At 44.4% G+C, this 20,810-nt stretch carries 22 protein-coding genes; 9 read left to right on the forward strand and 13 right to left on the reverse strand.

Annotated elements, in window-relative coordinates:
- Positions 1–11 precede the first annotated feature (11 nt).
- The 4 genes from V1U08_RS12030 to V1U08_RS12045 are packed head-to-tail and all read left to right on the forward strand — an operon-like array spanning position 12 to position 3,223.
- Complete coding sequence (locus V1U08_RS12030) at positions 12–794, forward strand: glycosyltransferase family 2 protein (protein WP_330470677.1); 783 nt, start codon at positions 12–14, stop codon at positions 792–794.
- Position 795: 1 nt separating this feature from the next.
- A complete protein-coding gene (locus tag V1U08_RS12035) occupies positions 796–1,827 on the forward strand; it encodes a glycosyltransferase family 4 protein (RefSeq protein ID WP_330470678.1) in 1,032 nt (343 codons plus the stop codon).
- Entirely contained in the window at positions 1,824–2,303 is a 480-nt protein-coding gene (gene coaD / locus V1U08_RS12040) for a pantetheine-phosphate adenylyltransferase (protein ID WP_129830453.1), read from the forward strand. The genes V1U08_RS12035 and coaD overlap by 4 nt, the downstream gene beginning before the upstream one ends.
- Entirely contained in the window at positions 2,300–3,223 is a 924-nt protein-coding gene (locus tag V1U08_RS12045) for a glycosyl transferase family 90 (protein ID WP_330470679.1), read from the forward strand. The genes coaD and V1U08_RS12045 overlap by 4 nt, the downstream gene beginning before the upstream one ends.
- A gap of 18 nt (positions 3,224–3,241) precedes the next feature.
- Here V1U08_RS12045 and mutM read toward each other — a convergent pair whose 3' ends face one another.
- The 6 genes from mutM to V1U08_RS12075 form a co-directional block, all read right to left on the reverse strand.
- Positions 3,242–4,051 (reverse strand): bifunctional DNA-formamidopyrimidine glycosylase/DNA-(apurinic or apyrimidinic site) lyase, encoded by an 810-nt coding sequence (gene mutM, locus V1U08_RS12050; RefSeq protein WP_330470680.1) that lies wholly within the window; start codon positions 4,049–4,051, stop codon positions 3,242–3,244.
- A 95-nt stretch (positions 4,052–4,146) separates the two neighbouring features.
- Complete coding sequence (locus V1U08_RS12055; RefSeq protein WP_330470681.1) at positions 4,147–4,623, reverse strand: hypothetical protein; 477 nt, start codon at positions 4,621–4,623, stop codon at positions 4,147–4,149.
- A gap of 185 nt (positions 4,624–4,808) precedes the next feature.
- Positions 4,809–4,979, reverse strand: a complete 171-nt coding sequence (gene rpmG, locus V1U08_RS12060) for a 50S ribosomal protein L33 (RefSeq protein ID WP_004410866.1) — start codon at positions 4,977–4,979, stop codon at positions 4,809–4,811.
- A 13-nt stretch (positions 4,980–4,992) separates the two neighbouring features.
- Positions 4,993–5,229 carry a 50S ribosomal protein L28 gene (gene rpmB / locus V1U08_RS12065; protein WP_005384783.1) on the reverse strand — a complete coding sequence of 79 codons (237 nt, stop codon included), beginning with the start codon at positions 5,227–5,229 and terminating at the stop codon, positions 4,993–4,995.
- Positions 5,230–5,532: 303 nt separating this feature from the next.
- A complete protein-coding gene (gene radC, locus V1U08_RS12070) occupies positions 5,533–6,207 on the reverse strand; it encodes a RadC family protein (protein ID WP_065296212.1) in 675 nt (224 codons plus the stop codon).
- Positions 6,208–6,320: 113 nt separating this feature from the next.
- A complete protein-coding gene (locus V1U08_RS12075) occupies positions 6,321–7,994 on the reverse strand; it encodes a methyl-accepting chemotaxis protein (protein WP_330470682.1) in 1,674 nt (557 codons plus the stop codon).
- A gap of 330 nt (positions 7,995–8,324) precedes the next feature.
- On the opposite strand from V1U08_RS12075, the gene coaBC reads away from it, so the two are divergent.
- The 3 genes from coaBC (at position 8,325) to V1U08_RS12090 (ending at position 11,230) form a co-directional block, all read left to right on the forward strand.
- The gene (gene coaBC / locus V1U08_RS12080) at positions 8,325–9,524 is read left to right on the forward strand and encodes a bifunctional phosphopantothenoylcysteine decarboxylase/phosphopantothenate--cysteine ligase CoaBC (protein WP_330470683.1); all 1,200 of its coding nucleotides are present in this window, start codon (positions 8,325–8,327) and stop codon (positions 9,522–9,524) included.
- A gap of 159 nt (positions 9,525–9,683) precedes the next feature.
- Positions 9,684–10,274: a nucleoid occlusion factor SlmA gene (gene slmA, locus V1U08_RS12085; RefSeq protein ID WP_014230582.1), complete on the forward strand. Its 591-nt coding sequence runs from the start codon at positions 9,684–9,686 to the stop codon at positions 10,272–10,274.
- A gap of 5 nt (positions 10,275–10,279) precedes the next feature.
- Positions 10,280–11,230 (forward strand): Kdo(2)-lipid IV(A) acyltransferase, encoded by a 951-nt coding sequence (locus tag V1U08_RS12090; RefSeq protein ID WP_330470684.1) that lies wholly within the window; start codon positions 10,280–10,282, stop codon positions 11,228–11,230.
- A gap of 75 nt (positions 11,231–11,305) precedes the next feature.
- Here the strand turns inward: V1U08_RS12090 and pyrE are convergent, their stop codons facing one another.
- Positions 11,306–11,947: an orotate phosphoribosyltransferase gene (gene pyrE / locus V1U08_RS12095; RefSeq protein ID WP_014230580.1), complete on the reverse strand. Its 642-nt coding sequence runs from the start codon at positions 11,945–11,947 to the stop codon at positions 11,306–11,308.
- A gap of 110 nt (positions 11,948–12,057) precedes the next feature.
- Positions 12,058–12,774, reverse strand: a complete 717-nt coding sequence (gene rph / locus V1U08_RS12100) for a ribonuclease PH (RefSeq protein WP_025533765.1) — start codon at positions 12,772–12,774, stop codon at positions 12,058–12,060.
- 198 nt (positions 12,775–12,972) lie between these two features.
- On the opposite strand from rph, the gene V1U08_RS12105 reads away from it, so the two are divergent.
- Positions 12,973–13,839, forward strand: coding sequence for a YicC/YloC family endoribonuclease (locus tag V1U08_RS12105; protein WP_014230578.1), 867 nt, complete (start codon positions 12,973–12,975; stop codon positions 13,837–13,839).
- A 102-nt stretch (positions 13,840–13,941) separates the two neighbouring features.
- Here V1U08_RS12105 and V1U08_RS12110 read toward each other — a convergent pair whose 3' ends face one another.
- Positions 13,942–16,041: a YjbH domain-containing protein gene (locus V1U08_RS12110; protein WP_330470685.1), complete on the reverse strand. Its 2,100-nt coding sequence runs from the start codon at positions 16,039–16,041 to the stop codon at positions 13,942–13,944.
- A gap of 85 nt (positions 16,042–16,126) precedes the next feature.
- Positions 16,127–17,059 carry an excinuclease ATPase subunit gene (locus tag V1U08_RS12115; RefSeq protein ID WP_330470686.1) on the reverse strand — a complete coding sequence of 311 codons (933 nt, stop codon included), beginning with the start codon at positions 17,057–17,059 and terminating at the stop codon, positions 16,127–16,129.
- A 1,015-nt stretch (positions 17,060–18,074) separates the two neighbouring features.
- Here V1U08_RS12115 and V1U08_RS12120 point away from each other — a divergent pair.
- Positions 18,075–18,473, forward strand: a complete 399-nt coding sequence (locus V1U08_RS12120) for a hypothetical protein (RefSeq protein WP_330470687.1) — start codon at positions 18,075–18,077, stop codon at positions 18,471–18,473.
- 48 nt (positions 18,474–18,521) lie between these two features.
- Here the strand turns inward: V1U08_RS12120 and V1U08_RS12125 are convergent, their stop codons facing one another.
- The 3 genes from V1U08_RS12125 to V1U08_RS12135 form a co-directional block, all read right to left on the reverse strand.
- Positions 18,522–18,947: a phosphate-starvation-inducible protein PsiE gene (locus tag V1U08_RS12125; RefSeq protein WP_014230574.1), complete on the reverse strand. Its 426-nt coding sequence runs from the start codon at positions 18,945–18,947 to the stop codon at positions 18,522–18,524.
- Between the two features lie 128 nt (positions 18,948–19,075).
- Positions 19,076–19,915: an ABC transporter ATP-binding protein gene (locus tag V1U08_RS12130; protein WP_014230573.1), complete on the reverse strand. Its 840-nt coding sequence runs from the start codon at positions 19,913–19,915 to the stop codon at positions 19,076–19,078.
- A gap of 32 nt (positions 19,916–19,947) precedes the next feature.
- A complete protein-coding gene (locus tag V1U08_RS12135) occupies positions 19,948–20,805 on the reverse strand; it encodes an ABC transporter ATP-binding protein (RefSeq protein ID WP_014230572.1) in 858 nt (285 codons plus the stop codon).
- Positions 20,806–20,810 lie beyond the last annotated feature (5 nt).

Consider the following 20,810-nt stretch of genomic DNA (forward strand, 5'->3'; position numbering starts at 1 on the left):
AGGAAGTCACCTTGTCCAAGCCAACTTTAGCCGTTGCCTTAATCGTAAAAAATGAAGAGAAGCATTTAAAAGCTTGTCTAGACACAGTAAAAGATTGGGTCGATGAGATTGTCATCCTAGATTCTGGTAGTACTGATAGTACTGAATCCATCGCAAGGCATTACACAAATAAGTTTTATACCAACTTAGATTGGCCAGGGTTTGGACAACAGCGCCAACTTGCACAAACTTATATCGAGTCCGATTTCGTTCTTTGGTTAGATGCCGATGAACGCGTGACTGACGAACTGCGCCAAGACATTCTGAATGCTATTAGTCAGCACAACGACGAAAATGTCTACCAAGTGAATCGCCTAACCACCGCTTTTGCCAAAGAGATTCGTCACTCGGGCTGGTCTCCTGACTGGGTAGTCCGTTTGTATAAAACTTCACAAACTCAATACAACGATGCATTGGTGCACGAAAGCGTGGTGATTCCAGATGGATTTAACATCGTGTCATTAAACGGACGCCTCAAGCACTTTACCTATGAAAGATTGGGTGAATACACACGAAAAACTCAACTGTATATGCAGTCTTGGGCTGACCAGCGAGAAGGAAAGAAATCCGCTTCTCTATCGAGTGCGTTTACACACGGTTTTTTCCGATTCTTTAAGATGTATATCATCAAGCGTGGTTTCTTAGATGGACGACACGGCTTTTTGTTAGCAGTGTTAAGCGCAAACACCACTTTTACCCGTTATGCCGATCTTTGGCTGCGTGACTACGTGAAAAAACACAACAAAGAGCAATAATATGAATATTTGCCATGTGAATTTGGCTTCTGGCTACCATGGAGGAGAAAACCAAACCCTTCAACTCATCCAGCAACAAGTCAAATTGGGTTATAACCTTACGGTAGTCGCTAACCCTAAAAGCCCTTTTGCCGATGCCATCCGTAAACTGAACGTTAAGCTAGTGCTGGCGACTCACTTTACCAAGGCACACTCTAAAGCTGTAACTCAAAATTGTTCACTCATTCATGTTCATGAAGGACGCGCAATTTATTGGGCTCTCATTCAGCACATGCTTTATGGTAAGCCTTATATCGTCACGCGCCGTATAGATAACCCTCTAAAGAAAAAGTGGCTGGCAAATTTAGCCTACACGAAAGCGAGTGCTGTAGTTGGCTTGAGCACAGCCATTGTTCAGAGAGTCAAAGACGCTTACCCAACGTCTACCACTTACAAAATACCAAGCTCCCCAGTGGTATACTCTGTAGATAAACAAGCAGTTAAAGCCCTAAGAGAGCGCTTTGCGGGTAAGTTTTTGGTGATTCATGCCGCAAACATGCTCAAACATAAAGGCTTCAATGTCACTATCGAAGCGGCACGGCTACTAAAAGACATTGCGCCCTCTGTTCACATCTGTTTATTGGGCGATGGTCCAGAGCGACAAACGCTTGAAGCACAAGCAGAAGGTCTAACTAACATTAGCTTTGAAGGTAAACAGAACAACATGGGTGATTGGTTTGCAGCGGCAGACTTACAAGTACACCCATCGTATACCGAAGGGCTTGGCTCTGTCATTTTGGAAGGTATGGGCTCTGGTTTACCTGTTATTGGTACCAACGCAGGAGGCATTCCTGACATCATCGACCACAACTCAAATGGATTACTGGTTGAGCCAGGTAATTCACAAGAACTGGCAGATGCAATAGTGAAGGTTTCCCAAGATGATGAATTGAAGCAACACTTCATCGCTCAGGGGCAAGAGAAATTGAAATTGTTTGATATCAACTACACTGCTAATCAATACGTCGACATTTACGAGACAGTTTTACGATGAAAAAAGTCATATACCCAGGTACTTTCGATCCAATCACAAATGGTCACCTTGATATCATTACTCGTGCTGCAGACATGTTTGACCAAATTATCATCGGAGTCGCGGCAAGCCCTTCTAAAAATACACTTTTTAGCTTAGAAGAACGCGTAAAACTGGTTGAGGAATCAACGGCACATTTAAGTAATGTATCAACGGCAGGTTTTAGTGGGCTACTGGTTGATTTTGCCAGAGAGCAAGAAGCGAATGTGTTGGTGCGCGGCCTTAGAACAACGGTCGACTTTGAATACGAGTTCGGCCTTACCAGCATGTACCGCAAGCTGCTACCTGGAATGGAAAGCGTGTTCCTTACCCCAGCCGATGAATATGCTTTTCTCTCTTCCACCATTGTTCGTGAGGTTGCCATTCATGGCGGAGACGTAAAACAGTTTGTACCTGAATGTGTTTATACCGCTATCAATAAAAAGGTAGCACAATGAGTTTCAGGAAATTTAAGTATTACGCTGCAAATGGTCTGCAAGTCTTAGTTCCTAGCGCCATTAGAAGTAAATCGGCTCGTCATCTTATCGATAAATACCCGATGGATTCCTATATCCAAGAACGAGTTGATTACTACAACAAGGTTAACGAGTCATTTGAACTTCCTGAAAACGAGTCGACACGTGTTGGCGAATACAAAAAGACAGGTGGAACAACATACTACTTCGACCTACACAAAGTGGTTAAGTCATTCCCAGCTCAATACTTTTTCCAGTTTTTGAACGGTGATATTCGTTATGTCCCAGAATATCCATGCTTTCTTAAAAGCCGACCGATTGGTGAGGGGAATGAAAACTCGGTATTACTAAAGCTGAATGAGATTCGCCATTTCTATTTTATAGACGACAAGCTCTCTTTTAGACAAAAAAAAGATATCGCTGTATGGAGAGGCTTGGGGGAAAAACCGCATCGTAAAGTAGTGATTGAGCAATTTTATGATCATCCTAAATGTGATATCGGTCGCACGGCTCCCATCGAAGGGCATCCGAGCGAGAAAGGTTTTCTTTCAATCCAAGAGCAGTTGAAATGTAAGTTTGTTCTGGCTATTGAAGGCAATGACGTTGCAACCAACCTCAAATGGGCGATGTCATCAAACTCGCTGGTGATCATGTCTAAGCCTAGATATGAAACTTGGTTCATGGAGGGTCGCTTGCAAGCAGGTATTCACTATGTAGAGGTGAAAGCTGATTACTCTGACTTGATAGAGAAAATGGAGTACTATATCGATCATCCTGAAGAGGCAGAGACCATCATACAAAACGCACACGAATGGGTGGAACAGTTTAAAAACCCTCAACGAGAAAAATTAATCTCTCTGTTAGTAGCAAAGAAGTACTTTGAAAAATCAGGGCAAATATAATTTGCCCTGATCCATATTTCACTTCTGACACTCATTACAGAAGAAAGTATTGCGCTGACCAATCTTTTGCTCTTGAAGTGGCTTTCCGCATTCAGGGCAAGGTTCACCCGCTTTACCATAAACCAACAGTTCCTGGGCAAAATATCCAGGTTTACCGTCTGCCTGCGCAAAATCCTTGAGCGTAGTACCACCTTGATTTATTGCGATTTCCAGTGTGCCTTTGATGTTGGCAACCAGTAACGCCCATTCTTGCGATGTGACTTTGCCAGCGGGTCTGGTTGGATGGATCCGAGATTTAAACAGGGATTCATTCGCGTAGATATTACCAACGCCGACCACGACTTTGTTGTCCATAATGAACTGCTTTACAGCAACACGCTTGCCTTGCGCTTTTTCTGCCACATATTCAGCATTGAACTCGTCAGTTAACGGCTCTGGCCCCATATGATCAAGTACGGAGTGAGACTCACCTGGCGCGCACCATAACCACGCTCCAAATCGACGCGGGTCGTTATAGCGCAGTACTTTGCCATTAGTCAGCTTCAGATCCACATGATCATGTTTAGCCGGAGGAAAGTCTGCATCCAGCACACGTAGCGAGCCTGACATACCCAGATGAACAATCGCGGTTCCCCTATCCGTCTCAATCAACAGGTACTTGGCACGGCGCCGGATTGCACGAATCACTTGCCCTTCAAGCTGCTTCAGTTCCTGAGGGATATCCCAGCGTAGTTTGGGGGTACGAAACACAAACGCCTGGATCGTTTGATCAAGCATATGCGGCGTGATTCCCATACGGCTGACTTCGACTTCAGGTAATTCAGGCATTGTTGGCTCCGTTCAATTGTCTATTCTTATTAATCAGCTCGGCTAGCATAATCGAAAACACGTGGATAAATACAGGGATGATTCAAGCAGTCATATTACTCAGGAAGGAGATAACCATCATCCACTGAAATCGCAATCCATTTATCTTGCCAGTTCTTGAACAGCCAAAAATCACTTAAACGGTAGAAGGTGATACGCTGTGGTTCATCAAGATCCTGATACCATACTTCGATCGACTCTGGCGCCTTAAGTTGATGTTTCAACGTCTCATATTGCTGCTCAGTAAGCTCCGTGCCCTCTAAAGACTGCCAGCGAGCCACAAGCTCTTCAGAAGGAATACTCACTTTAATATTGGCCTGCCACTCGCCATTCTTAAGTTCTAATTCCCAACCGCTATAGTAAATCGCACTCACCTGATGATCAGATCGTAGTAAATTAGGATATGGATCCACTTCTTCTGATAATAAGTAGGTTTTGATCCACATCGGCGCATTTGAGATCACGATAAAAGCGATAACACCTAGGATAAGGATATTGTTCCATCGGCGACGACGAGCCGGACTAATGCGCATAATCACTCCTAATTTCTGTAAGTCACAGTAAATTAGCAAAGCAGATAAATATTGACTAGAAGATCTGTAAACAGATGTAGAAAGCAGTGAGGAAGAGTAATGGGGATGGGTGCTAGGAACTGGAGGTAATAAAAAACCCAACTCGAAAGTTGGGTTTTTCAATTCGTAAAAGAGTCAGAAACCAATTACTTGATTTTTGCTTCTTTGTACATAACGTGCTGGCGTACAACTGGATCAAATTTCTTGATCTCAAATTTGCCTGGCATGTTACGCTTGTTCTTATCAGTTGTGTAGAAGTGGCCAGTACCTGCAGAAGATACTAGACGGATTTTCTCACGAACGCCTTTCTTTGCCATTGCTTATTTCCTCTTAAACGTTTTCGCCACGTGCACGCATATCAGCAAGAACAGTATCGATACCTTTCTTGTCGATGATGCGCATACCTTTAGCAGATAGACGTAGTTTAACAAAACGTTTTTCGCTCTCTACCCAGAAACGATGAGTTTGTAGGTTCGGCAGAAAACGACGCTTAGTAGCATTTCGTGCGTGTGAACGGTTGTTACCCGTTACTGGACGCTTACCAGTTACTTGGCATACTCGTGACATGAATGTCTTCTCCAAAATCGTTTCAGCTCGATATCAACCTTGGTGGCCGAACCTCTCTATCTCTCAAAAAGAAGTTAGAGGTTAAGAACCGCTATGGAAAATCCATACAAGGCTATCAAAGGTCGCGCATTATACTAACTTGACATGCATTGCTCAAGACCCGAACAGATCCTTTTTACAGGTTTTCGTGATCTTTTTTTAGACAGCAGGTTTTTTCTAGCAGTCCAAGCTGAATTCAGTTTAAAATTTAGTGGCGTGGATGATAGCAGATTTTTTGCAACTAACAACCTAAAAAACGCACAGTTATATCCATCCTCTTTCAGCAAAAGAGACACTTTCTCCATCACCGATGACGAAATGGTCCAAAATGCGAATATCTACCAGTGCTAAAGCGTCGATTAATCGGCGAGTAATTCTTCTGTCAGACTGGCTCGGCTCCGCCACACCAGATGGATGATTATGAGCAAGAATCAAGGCTGCCGCGTTATGATGCAAGGCTCGCTTCACCACTTCTCGCGGATAAACCGACGCCGCATCCAACGTTCCTTCGAATAAGATTTCATCTTTTATAACGCGGTGCTGATTATCGAGAAAAAGAATATAAAAGGCCTCTCTTTGTCGATCTCTCAAAATCGATGAGAGGTACAACTTTGTCTGTTCCGGGCTGGTCAAGGCATCACCACGCTTTAAAGTTTCCGCTAAATAACGCTGAGTCATCTCAAGCACGGCTTGTAGTTGAACATATTTAGCTTGTCCTAGTCCTTTATGTTGGCAAAATTCTTTCTCTGACGCCGAAAACAGCTGCCTGAGCGAGCCAAAATCCTGAATTAGGAAATCCGCCAACTCAATCACATTCATGCCTTGCGTGCCCGTACGCAGAAATATAGCGAGTAATTCAGCATCGGTTAGCGCTTGTGGTCCTCTCTGGAGCAACTTCTCCCGAGGCATCGACTCATTCGGTAAGGATTTGAGTATCATCGACTGTCTCTTTATAGGTAAGAGCCCCTATTCCACAAAACAAAAAGCGAAAGTCGAGCATGACTTTCGCTTTTTTAGTTCCGTTCTGATTTTCTGTGTAATTTAGTGGTTCATCAAAGTTTAAAATTACCAACCAGATCGTTAATCTCAGTTCCGGATTGCGACAGCTTAGTACTGATCGTCTCCGCGTGTTGCAGGGTGTCAGTAATGCTATTTACGATTTGTTGAATCGCGACCAAGTTATGATTGATGTCTTCAGAGACCGCGCTCTGTTCTTCGGCTGCCGACGCAGTCTGAATTCCCATATCCCTGATGGTGCCAATGGATTGATGAACACTCGACAGAGACTGCTGGATAAGCGCTGATTCTTCTGCCGTTTTCACTCCGCGTTCTTGGCTTGCAGACATGGTGGTCACAGCACGTGAAACGCCGCTTCTCAACTGTTTCAACATGTCTCCAATTTCATGGGTGCTGTTTTGCGTACGGCTGGCAAGCGAGCGAACTTCATCGGCCACCACAGCGAAACCTCTCCCTTGCTCTCCCGCTCGCGCTGCTTCTATCGCTGCGTTCAACGCCAGTAAGTTTGTTTGCTCAGCAATCTCTCCGATCACATCCAATACTTTAGTGATTTGATCCGTCTGTTGGCTCAGCGCCAAAATAGCATCCGATGTGCTGTTAATTTCCTCAACTAAATCAGTGATGCCATCAATCGCCTGCTCTACTTCACGCTGAGCTTCTGTCACTTGGCTGTTTGCATCCTCTATTGCCTCTGCCGTTGCACTGGTATTACTGGCGACTTCTTTTGCGGTCATACTCATTTGTGTTACCGCTGTCACCACCTTATCGGTTTCCAGACAATGGCTTTGCATCTGGTCACTCGCTGTGATGGTTTTGTCATTCAGCTCTTTAGAAACACTCTGTACAGTCGATGCAGAACGGTGAATGTCTGTCATTAACGGATGCAGCTTATCCATGAATTCGTTAAATGCTGCAGCCAATTCTCCTACTTCATCTTTGCTTTCTACTTTTAACCGAGCGGTTAAATCACCACCGCCAGCAGCCACATCTTTCAGAGAGTTGACCACATGCTGCAAAGGCTTGATGCCTTTAGAAACCACGATGCTAGTTAAGATACTGGTAAAAATGAGGCCAATGACCGAGATCATCACGGCAAATAAAGTGTTTTGATTCAGCTCCTGGATGCGTAGCTCACGCTGCTTGGCAACCTGATGGTCAATATCATCAATGTAAATGCCAGTACCGAGAACCCAATCCCATTTCGACAAATACTCTGCGTAACCTAACTTGGGTGCTTGTGCGTCGATGGTTGGTTTATGCCAAGAGAAAGACAAAAAACCATCGCCTCTTTTTGAAGAGTCAATTAAGCCAGCAATCACTGCAACGCCATTTTCATCTTTAAGGTTATATAAGTTTTTGCCTTCTAGTGATGGCTTGATGGCATGCAACGTATTCACGCCTTTGGAATCGTAAGCAAAGAAGTAACCATCACTTTCAAAGCGCATCGCCCTTAAAATTTCTTTCGCGGCCTCTTTATTGCTGCCGTTTACGTCAGCGTCATAAAGCGGCTTAATCGCGGTTACCGCCATCATCATGTGAGCAGCCAGCTCTTTCTTGCGAGTCTCGAACAACTCATGCCTATCGCGACCCAACTCATCTTCTAGACTGTTACTACTATTGATGTAATACACCACCGATATCAATGTAGTGATCAACAGTAAGGGAATTAAAGTGATCAGCAACAATTTATTTCGACTTTTTAATATCATGAACTATGACCTTATTTTTCTTTTCAATCATTCAAACTAGGTTCAAATTTGCCGGGAAGTATGCGGAATTTTTATGGCTGCTCAACCGAATACTATTCCGAGTTTGATTTCGATTAGTTTCTGGTGAGAAATACCCCAAAATGACTTCAAATTAAGAGTTCAGAGCGTGGTAACTGAGCGCTATTGCCAAGTAATTCGATATAGGAATGGTGGTTGCGACGGTGTTTTCAGCACGAGCTAAAACCGCTTCTTAAGGTTATTTGGGGTTATACGGGGTGGCAGCAGTTTGAGTTGTGCTAAACTCGTCGCCAGAAAAATTGGAGATCTCACATGCAAACACTAGCAGGAAAGAAAATTCTACTCGGCATCAGTGGCGGTATTGCCGCGTATAAATGTGCGGAGCTAACTCGTCGTTTAATAGAGAGAGGCGCACAAGTGCGCGTCGTGATGACCAAGGCGGCTCAGGAGTTTATTACTCCACTCACCATGCAAGCGGTCTCTGGCCACCCAGTCTCTGACAGCCTATTTGATCCCGCCGCTGAAGCGTCGATGGGGCACATTGAATTAGCAAAATGGGCCGATTTAGTCTTGCTCGCGCCAGCAACGGCTGATTTGATTGCTCGACTGTCGGCAGGGATGGGAAATGACCTCCTGACAACTCTAGTGTTAGCCACTGATTCACCAGTTGCGGTATCTCCGGCAATGAACCAACAGATGTATAGTAATGTGGCAACACAAGAGAACATCGCAACCTTGGCTCGTCGTGGCATGCACATTTGGGGGCCAGGCGCTGGCGAACAAGCATGTGGTGATGTCGGCCCTGGCCGTATGTTAGAGCCAATGCAACTGGTGCATCTGTGTGAGCAGTTTTTTCAGCCTAAAGTGCTCGAAGGAAAATCAGTACTGATCACCGCCGGTCCAACTCGCGAAGCGATCGATCCTGTTCGCTACATCAGCAACCACAGCTCAGGAAAAATGGGCTTTGCACTGGCGAATGCAGCAGCGCAACTTGGTGCTAAGGTTACTCTAATAAGTGGTCCTGTAAGTTTAAGTACCCCAGCGGGCGTGGAACGCATTAACGTCGCAAGCGCTCAGGAAATGTATGATGCTGTAATGTCGCACGCCACCAACCATGACGCGTTTATCAGTTGCGCCGCAGTAGCCGATTACCGACCAGAAGACATCGCGTCTCAAAAATTGAAAAAGACCGCAGACAACGATCAAATGGTCATCAAAATGGTGAAAAACCCTGATATTGTTGCGTCGGTTGCAGCCATGACAGACAAGCGCCCATTCACTGTCGGCTTCGCCGCTGAAACTAACGATGTCGAAACTTATGCTCGTGGTAAGTTAGTGAAGAAAAACCTCAATATGATATGTGCAAATGACGTATCGGTTGAAGGACAAGGCTTCAACAGCAACGACAATGCGATTACTCTTTTCTGGCCAGAAGGTGAACTCGCTCTCGCTTTAGAATCTAAAGAGGCACTGAGTTTTAAAATCCTCGAAAAAATGCACGCATTAATGTAATTAGTGCTCATTTTTGATAAGAAACTGGCGAAAATTTATTACAAACATGACAATTGAGGGTGTTGTAACTCCCAATCCACCCTCAGTAGTCTAGTTTGATCCGACTTAGCGTCTTATAATCCCCTCCGCTCAACTTTGTATTTTGAAAGGAAATAACTAATGGCCGGCAGTAAAAAATCCAATCGTCGTGAAGAGATCTTGCAAGCGTTAGCACAGATGCTTGAATCTACAGAAGGCGCTTCACGTATTACTACGGCAAAACTGGCGAAACAAGTTGGCGTTTCAGAAGCGGCGCTCTACCGCCATTTCCCAAGTAAAGCGCGTATGTTCGAAGGTTTGATCGAATTCATTGAAGAAGCATTAATGACTCGTATTAACCGTATTCTTGACGACGAAAAAGATACCTTGGAGCGTATCCGTATGGTGATGCATCTGATTCTGGTCTTTTCGGAGCGTAACCCTGGTCTGACACGCATTCTGTCAGGTCATGCTCTAATGTTTGAGAATGAACGCCTGCGTGAAAGAATCAATCAGCTATTCGAACGAATTGAAACACAGCTGCGTCAGATCCTACGAGAACGTAAACTTCGTGAAGGGAAATCTTTCCCTGTAGAAGAACGCATTCTTGCGGCACAGATCCTGGGCCAAGTAGAGGGCAGTCTAAACCGCTTTGTTCGTAGTGACTTCAAATATCAACCTACTGCCAACTTTGATGAATATTGGGCATTGCTCAGCGCACAAATTAAGTAGAGATTATGAGTAAAGACAAACAAATGCAGCCAGAGTTTTCTCTTTCCCTTCTCCATCCACGTAACTGGGGGGTATGGATAGGGTTTGGTCTACTGGCGATCATCGTTAATATTCTTCCTTACCGCTTGCTTCTGTCGTTGGGCCAATCGGTGGGTAAGCTCGGCATGCGTTATGGTAAAAAACGAGTACACGTCGCAAAGCGTAACCTTGCGTTGGCTTTTCCGGACAAGTCTCAAGAAGACATCGATCGTATCGTTACCGAAAACTTCAAAAACACCGGCATGGCACTGATCGAAACCGGCATTACCTGGTTCTGGCCAACTTGGCGCTTTAAAACGCTGCTAGTGGAAAAAGATGTTGGTGCTCTGAAAGAAAAGGCGCAAGAAGGAAAAGGCGTCCTACTCTGCTGTGTGCATGCATTGAACCTTGAAATCACCGCACGTGCTTTTGCAGTCATGGGACTGGCTGGTTACGGTGCGTTTCGTCCACACGATAATCCAGCTTATAACTTTATCCAGTACTGGGGCCGCACCCATAACGGCAACAAACTGATTGACCGTAAAGACGTGAAAAAGATGATTCGCGTCTTGCGTAGTGGTGAACGTCTGTTCTACCTACCTGACCACGATTACGGACGCAACAAATCGGTGTATGTACCATTCTTCGCAGTAGAAGATGCGTGTACCACCACAGGTACAAGCATTCTGGCTTATACGTCGAAGTGTGCCATTGTTCCGGGTTCGGGCTTCCGCAATGAGCAGGGCAAGTATGAAATCATTGCAGATAAATGCATTGAAGCCGATTTCCCGCAAAAAGACGAAGTTGCCGCAGCAGCGTACATGAACAAATACGTAGAAGAAGTCATCTTACGCGCTCCTGAACAATGGATGTGGCTGCATAAGCGCTACAAAACCATGCAGGATGAAAACGTGCCAAAAGGCATTCGCTACAGATAAGTGGTAACAAAATAAAAAGGGGCTGATGGATATCCACCAGCCCCTTTTTTTTACGTTTTAAAGCTTCAGAATAGATTAAATGCCGTATTCCGCGCGGTATGCTTTTACAGCATCTAGGTGCTCTGCAGCGTTGCCTTTCTCTTCAAGGTAAGTCACTAGGTCACCCAAACTCACGATAGAGATAACCGCACAGCCGAAGTCGCGCTCAACTTCCTGAATCGCAGACAGCTCACCCTTGCCTTTTTCTTGACGGTCAATAGCAACCAACACGCCAGCTAAGTCAGCACCGTTCGCCTTGATGATTTCCATCGATTCACGAATTGCGGTACCTGCTGTGATCACATCATCAACCAGCATAATGCGACCTTCAAGAGCCGAACCGACCAGGTTGCCACCTTCACCGTGGTCTTTCGCTTCTTTACGGTTAAAGCAGTAAGGCGTGTCGATATCATGGTGGTCCGCAAGTGCTACTGCTGTTGTCGTCGCGATAGGGATACCTTTGTACGCAGGGCCAAATAACACATCGAACTCGATACCTGAGTCTGCCAATGCGGCTGCGTAGAAACGACCAAGACGAGCAAGGTCGCGACCTGTATTGAAAAGACCAGCGTTAAAGAAGTAAGGGCTCTTACGGCCTGATTTCAAAGTAAACTCACCAAACTTAAGAACTTCTTTCTCAAGTGCAAACTCAATAAATTCACGCTGGTATGCTTTCATGGATTTCTCTCAATTTTCAGTGTGTGGATATCAGTATTAAAGTTCTAGGACAAAAGCCCTATAAATACGCAAAAAAATAGCTTCCTTTGCGGGGAAGCTACTTTTAAAAATTAATTTTCTAACGCCGCCTTCTGCGCCGTGACAATTTCGCTAATGCCGATTTTCGCCGACTCCAGCAGTGCCATCAGCTGCTCGTGACTAAACGGTTCGCCTTCTGCAGTACCCTGGATTTCAATCATCTTGCCTTCTTCAGTCATAACAACGTTCATGTCGGTATCCGCGGCTGAATCTTCAACATATTCAAGGTCACACAGTACTTCATCACCTAGCAAACCAACAGAAACCGCCGCTACGTGGCCTTTCATTGGGTTTGCTTTTAGCTTGCCGCTCTCAATTAGGTGCTGGAACGCATCTGCCATCGCAACACTTGCACCACTGATTGAAGCAGTTCTTGTGCCGCCATCCGCTTGAATTACGTCACAGTCAACGGTGATCATGAACTCACCCATCGCTTTTAAATCGACAACAGCACGTAGACTGCGAGCGATAAGGCGTTGGATTTCCATCGTGCGGCCACCCTGCTTACCGTTTGCCGCTTCGCGACGAGTACGAGAGTGTGTTGCACGTGGCAGCATGCCGTATTCTGCAGTTACCCAGCCTTTACCTTGGCCTTTTAGCCAACGCGGTACAGATTCTTCGACGGTCGCATTACACAACACTTTTGTATTACCGAACTCCACTAATACTGAGCCTTCAGCATAAGCGGTGTAGTTACGAGTAATTTTGATTGGGCGAACTTGGTCCGCCTTGCGATCGTTTGGACGCATGGGCATCTACCTTAATATGAGGAGAAGACGATTTGGTTGGGCGAAGATTATAGCGGAATCGATTCCGGATTCCTAGGTCACAAGTAATGCAATCGATGCACATTTCCCTAGTACATCTCGCTACATCCCGCGCACCTATTCTCACTCCGTGATACACTCTCTAGGTAATTTTCAAAAAATTGAAGACAGGAAAATTCGATGATTTACAGTATGACAGCGTATGCGCGCAAAGAAGTGAAAGGCGATTGGGGTTCGGCGGTATGGGAAATTCGCAGTGTAAACCAGCGCTACCTGGAAACTTACTTCCGCATGCCAGAACAATTCCGAGCACTAGAACCCTTGCTACGCGAGCGTTTTCGTAAACGCCTAGCTCGCGGTAAAGTTGAGTGTAACCTTCGTTTTGAAGCGAACCCAGCAGCGAAAGGAGAACTTAGCATCAATGAAACTCTGGCAAACCAAGTGATTAAAGCGGCAGAGCAAGTGATGCATATGACGGGCGAGCTAAGCCGCATCAACCCATTCCAAGTCATGCAATGGCCAGGTGTGATGGAAACGCCAGAGCAAGACATGGATGAAGTAAACAAGGTTTTACTGAGTGCTTTTGATGAAGCTTTAGGTGAGTTTATTGATGCTCGTGGCCGTGAAGGCGACAACATGAAAGCGCTTATCGAACAACGCCTAGATGCTATAACGGCAGAAGTGGTAAAAGTTCGTGCGCGCATGCCAGAAATCCTGGAGTGGCAACGTGAGCGTCTGTTCTCTAAGTTTGAAGATGCCAAAGTGGAACTGGATGCTTCTCGCGTGGAGCAAGAGCTTATCCTTTTGGCGCAAAAATCTGACGTCGCAGAAGAGCTGGATCGTCTCGACTCTCACGTAAAAGAAACGACTAACATTCTGAAAAAAGGGGGCGCTGTCGGTCGTCGTCTGGATTTCATGATGCAAGAATTCAATCGAGAATCGAACACACTAGCGTCCAAATCAATCAGCACGGACATCACGGCATCTGGCGTTGAGCTAAAAGTTCTGATTGAACAGATGCGTGAACAGATCCAGAACATCGAATAATATTTTCTAGGGTATTTATCACTCTCACATATCTAACCCTCTAAAGAAAAAAGGGCGGTACCTAAATTAGGTAACCGCCCTTACATATTACTTTTATTCTACTTACAGTTCTTGCTCTAACAAACGAATGTACGCATTTCTCATACGCTGTTGGTTGGTATTAAAATACGCTGGTGTTAGCCTCGAACGGTTAAGATACTCACGCTCCAGACTGTGTTGCAGTTCAATAGACTGACCAAGGCCAGTACTGAGGTTATTGTGGGACTCGTTGATTCGCGTTTGCACGATTAGCTCATATTCGTCGATACCTCTAACCTGTAAATATCCCGGCTTCATGTCTCGCCAAGGTGTCAACGGTAAAGAGACCCCAAGAGTCAGGAATTCTTCATCTTCACTGTTTAAGTATTTCGCAAAGAATTTAGCATCACCCAACCAGTGCGTGGTCGTGATATCAAAGCCTTTGTCGCCAAACCAATACTCCCCACCTCGTAAACTTAACTGCCAGTTCCAGTCTGGTTTTGAATAGGTATAATTGGCTAAGCGGGTCGCTTTGTCTTCGATTTGACGGCCACGTGAGTCTACATCATCCTTGTAGGTGAATTCGCTAATTTGGAAGCTAACGCCATGGTTCCCTTCAGGTGAATTCCATTGCGTTTCATTCATCCCGCCAAGGTAACCACCATAGATATAACCAGCAGAAAACTGAGTCATGATATCAATAGGTAGACGGAAAGCTTGGTGAATAAGAACACGGTTGATCTCATTATCTAAACTTTGGTTTTCCCACAGACCACCGCTGTCGTAATCATCGCTATCATCAAGTGGCAATACATGTCGGATATCAAACGCAGCGCCTTGCCACAGGGGTGTATACAGATTGGAACTAAGACCGACTGAATAATCAAAAACACCGTATTCCGTGGCAACGTTGTAATTCATAATCGGTGCAAAAATAAGTTGTGAACGACCGATTCCTTCGTTGATACTCTGGTGGATCCATTGAGTCTGTTTTCGGTATTCATTAAGGTGCTTTGAGGAAAACGAGGTCTGCTCGCATAACTCACCTGTCGCCAAAAAGCCCTGATAACAGTCAAGTGTCGTGGAAACTCGCATTACTGGAATATTGTTATTCAGCAACAGCACATTGATCACTGGCGCATCACTGCTACCTACCATATCAGCGAGTGTATTATGACTTAAGTTTGTTGCGATTAAGCCCAAGGCCACACCGACCCCGTCAACTTCATTGTGGTTATAACGTCGGTTTTCTAGGGCAACAACAAATTGGTTAAGGTGAGTGCCCGTTTGAATATTGATAAAGCCTTCATTTTTGAGGGCTTGCTGCAAAGATGTCAGGCTGGTTGATTTACTTTCAGCCAACTCAGAGGCCAGACGCTGCTCAGTCGATTCTTGTTCAGCCAGTTTCAATCGCTTACGGCTATTAATGCTATTGCTGCTATAACCTAATAATGGAATGGCAGTATTAACGCCCCATAACGTCTGATCACTTTTCTCATGGCCGGTGTAAAGTTCAACATGAGCAGAGGTTTGAATGCCATAGGGCAAAAAGCCCTCGGGAGTGAAAACCTTTGCTGTGACATTGAATTCGCTGGCATCGTATTCGCCAACAAGTTGAGTAAAGGACAGAGGCTGCCACTCTACCCCACCAAAAGGCCCGTCCATTATCCCAAGACTAAGGTCGGATTTTCCATAACCAGTACTAAAACGTAACCCATAGTTTTCGAAAGTCTTATCTGCAACGACATACGCCGATCTAAAGTTGCTGGCAGCACCACCAACATCTTGAGCTCCCACGGCTAATCGAATACCGGTGAAGTCATAGATATACGGTACTTGAGCCTTAAATGATGCAGACAAGTCTCGAATTCCACAATCTTCGCGGAGATATTTATTACAATCATAAGTTTGAGTCACGATTCTCCCCCCGGCTTCGACACCAGAAAAAATGCCGGCACCAAAAAACCAGTCATCAAGTTGAGCAATAGCCCCCTGATAAGGTACGCCTTGGCTGAAAGAAACATGAAAATCCCCAGTATCAATCACCTGAGCATTTGGGGTAAATCCCAAGCCGGTGAAACTCTGATATGAAGAGAGGTTTTCGGGTGAAGCAAAACTGGTACAGGGGCCTAAGAGCAAAACAGCTGTTATGCAGCTTTGCAAGGAAAAATTTGGTTTGAACATGCGATACATCCATTGATAAAAAGTCACCCAAAGCGAGCGCTATGGGTGACTAATCTTTTAACGATGATAAGGAAAGTGAAAGTGATTAAGCGCCGCCGCCGCCTTCACTACCACTACCACCTGTACCACCTGTACCACCTGTTGGTGGGCGAGGCGGGATAATCGCAGGTCTAGCTGATTCTATATCATCAGTAATTTTATCAAAGATTGGATCAGTCGAGTCGATATCTTCGTCTTGTTCAGCATCAGCAATTTCGCTGAATACTGCGTCATCTTCCAATGCTTCGGAAAGATCAACATAGATTTCGTCACCATTGTCATTCTCTGGATAGTTTGGATGTTCACTCAGAACAGCCTGACTTACCCTTCTAGCAACATTAGCAAGTTGATCAACAGTTACATCTGCTTTGTCACCTTGAGCAACAAGTGTGTCAGACAGTACAACTGTCGTTACCATGATTTCTGAGTAAACGTCTGGATTAGCTACCTTGATAGCATTTAGTGCTGTTTCTGGGTCAGTGAGTAGCTCAAGAACATCAATTTGTACGCCATCATTGTTCAGTTGGTCAACATCGATACCCAGTTTTATCAAAGTTTCTTTAGCAACTTCTTCAGAATACACGTCATCACCAAGCACTTTGGCAATAATTGTCGTCAATGGCGTTGCCGCTGCTTCTTGACCTGCTTGGAGCAAACCTTTTGGCACACTGTAGCTTACGTTTGACATGTCTTTACCGTTAGATGTATCCACGGCACCGTCAGTTTTAGTGAAGGTTAAAGAACAAGTTTCAGGGCTAGTTGCAAACGTTTCATCTTCAATAGTGCTAAAACCATCGTAGTCAGTCGCACTGATAGTGCCGTTTGAGCCGTCGTCACAATCATACTGACCAGTCATACCTTGAACAGCACCATCGAATGCACGTACATCCTTAGAAAACGATACAGTATCAGTGCTACTATCATTACAGCCGACTAAAATTATGGAGCCAACCGCGATTGCCAATAGTGAAAGTTTCACTTGAATCTCCTTTTTTATGCAAGTGAGGGTATACCAATAAAGAGCCGCAATAATAGTTCTCTATTATCTTTAACCTTGATTAATATATGAATTTTAGAATTTTGGCCATCATATAAGAAATCAATATGAATGTAAAAAACTGTTTGCACAATTTCGACAGATAAATTGCCTAAAATTGACATATCATTCCCACCAATTGGGTAATGACAATTCTAAAAATTAGACTCTGACAAACAATCCCATCAATCACTCGTTTTCTTCCAGCATAGACATTAAACGGTCATCTTAATCTGTTAATTGGAGAGGGACGAGGCAACTATAAGGCAGTAGAAATGTAACACCTGGTAAACAAGAAGATAGTTAGATTATCCAGTGGCATGATTATCGCAACAGCACCGGTGATAAGCTTAATGAGAACAGACCCTTTATTTAACATACATTTAACAAAATCACTTAGGCTTAAAGAATTCGAAAATTAAATAGCCTTAAATAACAAGTCTAAATATTAATAATCTGGTAACACCGGAAGTAACACAAATTAAAAAACATCAAATAACACTGAAATAAGTAACAACTTTAAAAATAAAGTCCAATATTGATTTAAAAAACCGTTTAGACTCTCAGCCAATATATATGGAATATTTCCTCAAAGTCCGAATTTACAAAAAACTTAATTATTTGTGCACTTCATTCTCAAGCGTATATTTCGAGTCAGATCTCAAAATAAGGTTCAAAGGGACAAGATAACTGTAGATCCGACAAGGCAGGGGCTCATTTAAACACTAAAAAAACCAGATAGAAATATCTTAATTAACACCTAAAACGGGCGGACTTAATCTTCAAATCGCGCTTTTTAAGTAAATGGGCATACCCAAACTCATTTAACAGCGCTCTTTCACCTTTACTCTTACTATGAATAAGCACACTTACGCAAACCTATAAACTATAATTATTTATCACAAACCACATACATTGCCGTTAGCAAAGAGAGCCAGCTATAAAACGAGGCCATATTATGATCAATAAATCTCTTGTTTATAGCAGCATACTATTTACTCTGCTTTTTTCTCCGCTTGGCAAAGCAGAGCAAGAACCGGAAGTCGACTTAGAACGCGCAGAAGCGTTGCTGCACTGCTCAATCATGGCCAAACAACTAAAGTGGACTGGCTACTTACCGATGTCATTTGCCTTTGAGGCTTATAAACCGTGTAAACCCCTTAAAGAAATTACCCAGCGTAACCAATGTTCAGCCCCGATACGTTCCCTCGCCCATAAGGCCAAAAGAGAGCAACGCTTTACACAAGCCGACATGGATTATTGTCTTAGCTTGCTCGGGAATGAACAGGAAACCGCAAAAATCAGAGAAGAACTCAATGAGCAGCAGCGGCTTTACTATGAAAAAATGGCTGAATAACAATAGTTCAGCCACTGATTGATTTCACCATTTGGGATAAAGCCTGCTTTACTCGTCTTTTTCCGCCGTGCGGTTATCTACGTACGGCCAGTAATGATGACCGATACGAATTAACAATGTCGCCGCCGCAAGTATCAACGCCGCTAGAGATAGCCAAACAACAGGAACTGCATCCAGCTCTTTCATACCAAGTGTGATGTAACGAGCAATCGCCATCATTGCTATATAGATAGGGTAACGAACCGGAATTTTCCCATTCATCACAAACTGCCGCACCATCGCTAACACTTCGAGATAGATAAACATCAACAAGATGTCTGTTAGCAGTACTCGTTTTTCAATAAAAACATGGATGAACTCTTCTACCATGGCATACAAGGTCGCCAAGGTAATAGCGACCAACAATATCGCCTCAAAGATATGGAAGATTTTTAAGAACGGTCGGCTGAATGATTTAGGTAACTCTGACGCCATAGTCAATTATCCAAATGAAACCAAAGAGATAAAGCTGAGTTTAGCATGCTAGCTGTAAAATCATACATAACAAAAACGCTCCGACTATTTGGCGGAGCGTTTATTGTTTAACCTAGAAGTGGCACAGCTTACGCCACTCGCTGCTTTTTTTCAGCCAAACGCTTTTTCTTCCTGTATTTAGGGTGCGTAATCGGAATAGCAGATAGCAACTTTTTGGTGTATTCGTTCTGAGGATTGGCGTAGATCTCTTTCGCGTTACCCGCTTCTACCACCTTACCAAAGTACATCACTGCGACCTTATCTGAGACATGTTTAACCACCGATAAGTCATGCGAGATAAAGATGATCGCCAGGTTCATTTCTTGCTGTAATTGTAACAGCAGGTTCAGAATCTGAGCCTGAACGGAAACGTCCAGAGCCGAAACAGACTCGTCACAAATCAAGAGTTTTGGTTTTAACGCAATCGCTCGAGCAATACCAATACGTTGACGTTGACCACCAGAAAATTCATGTGGATAACGGTTTACTGCCGTTTCTGGCAAGCCCACTTTAACCAATAACTCTTTCACCCACTGTTTGCGCTCAGCTGGCGTACCAATTTTATGAATAACAAAGGGTTCTTCCAGAATCATGCCGATGGTGTGGCGCTGGTTAAGCGACTCCATCGGGTCCTGAAATACAATCTGCATATCTTTACGCAGAGAGCGCATCTCTTTTACCGACAACTTGGTGATATCTTTGCCTTCGAAAAAGATTTTGCCTTCCGTTGGTTCGTAAAGCTTTAATATAGTTCGACCTAAGGTACTTTTACCACAGCCTGATTCTCCTACCAGACCCAGAGTTTCCCCTTCACCGACAGACAGAGACACACCGTCTACGGCCTTAATCGTGTAGCCTTTCTTAAACAGTCCTTTACCAGATACAAAGTGCTGCTTAAGATTTTCAATTCTTAATACTTCTTTTGCCATAACATCCTCTTTTATGACTCGTTCACTTTGTACTAGTGAGCAAACATACTTGCATCTATTGGTTTGATGTCGATCATCTGCTTAGGTTCATTATCTAAGCTTGGCATCAATCCCATCAAACGCTCGGTGTATGGGTGCTGCGGGTTATCAAACAGTTCAAAAATCTCTGCTTTTTCAACAATGCGCCCGCCATACATCACAGCCACGTCGTCGCACACTTCTGCCACCACACCAAGGTCGTGCGTAATGAAGATCATCGCCATCCCCGTCTCTTCCTGAAGATCATTCATTAGTTCAAGGATAGACGCCTGTACGGTTACATCCAGTGCAGTTGTTGGTTCGTCACAGATCAAAATGTCCGGTTTGCAAGCTAGTGCCATTGCGATCATGACACGCTGACGCATACCGCCAGACAAGTTGTGCGGATACTCGTTAAGACGCTTTTCTGGCATTGGAATTTTTACTTTATCCAACATTTCAATCGCATAGGACTCGCGTGACTTCTTATCCAGTTCTGGACGGTGTAGTTCGAGTACTTCACAAATCTGACGGCCGATGGTGTGAACAGGGTTCAGTGCCGTCATTGGATCCTGGAAGATAATAGAAATGCGGTTACCACGCATGGCATACATTTCATTTGCAGGCAAATCCACCAGATTGGTTCCGCGGTAGTTCACTTCACCCTTAACAATATTGCCGTATGGCTTCGGCAGCAGTCCCATAATAGACATCGAGGTCACACTCTTACCACTGCCCGACTCACCCACTAAGCCAAGCGTGCGTCCGGCTCGAACATCAAAGTTCACACCATGGAGTACTTTTACCGGCCCATCGTCGGTCGTAAATTCTACTTCGAGGTCTTTAACACTTAAAATTACATCGTTTTCCATAACAC

Origin of the sequence: Vibrio sp. YYF0003, from assembly GCF_036350715.1 — a bacterium.
Classification (GTDB): domain Bacteria; phylum Pseudomonadota; class Gammaproteobacteria; order Enterobacterales; family Vibrionaceae; genus Vibrio; species Vibrio natriegens.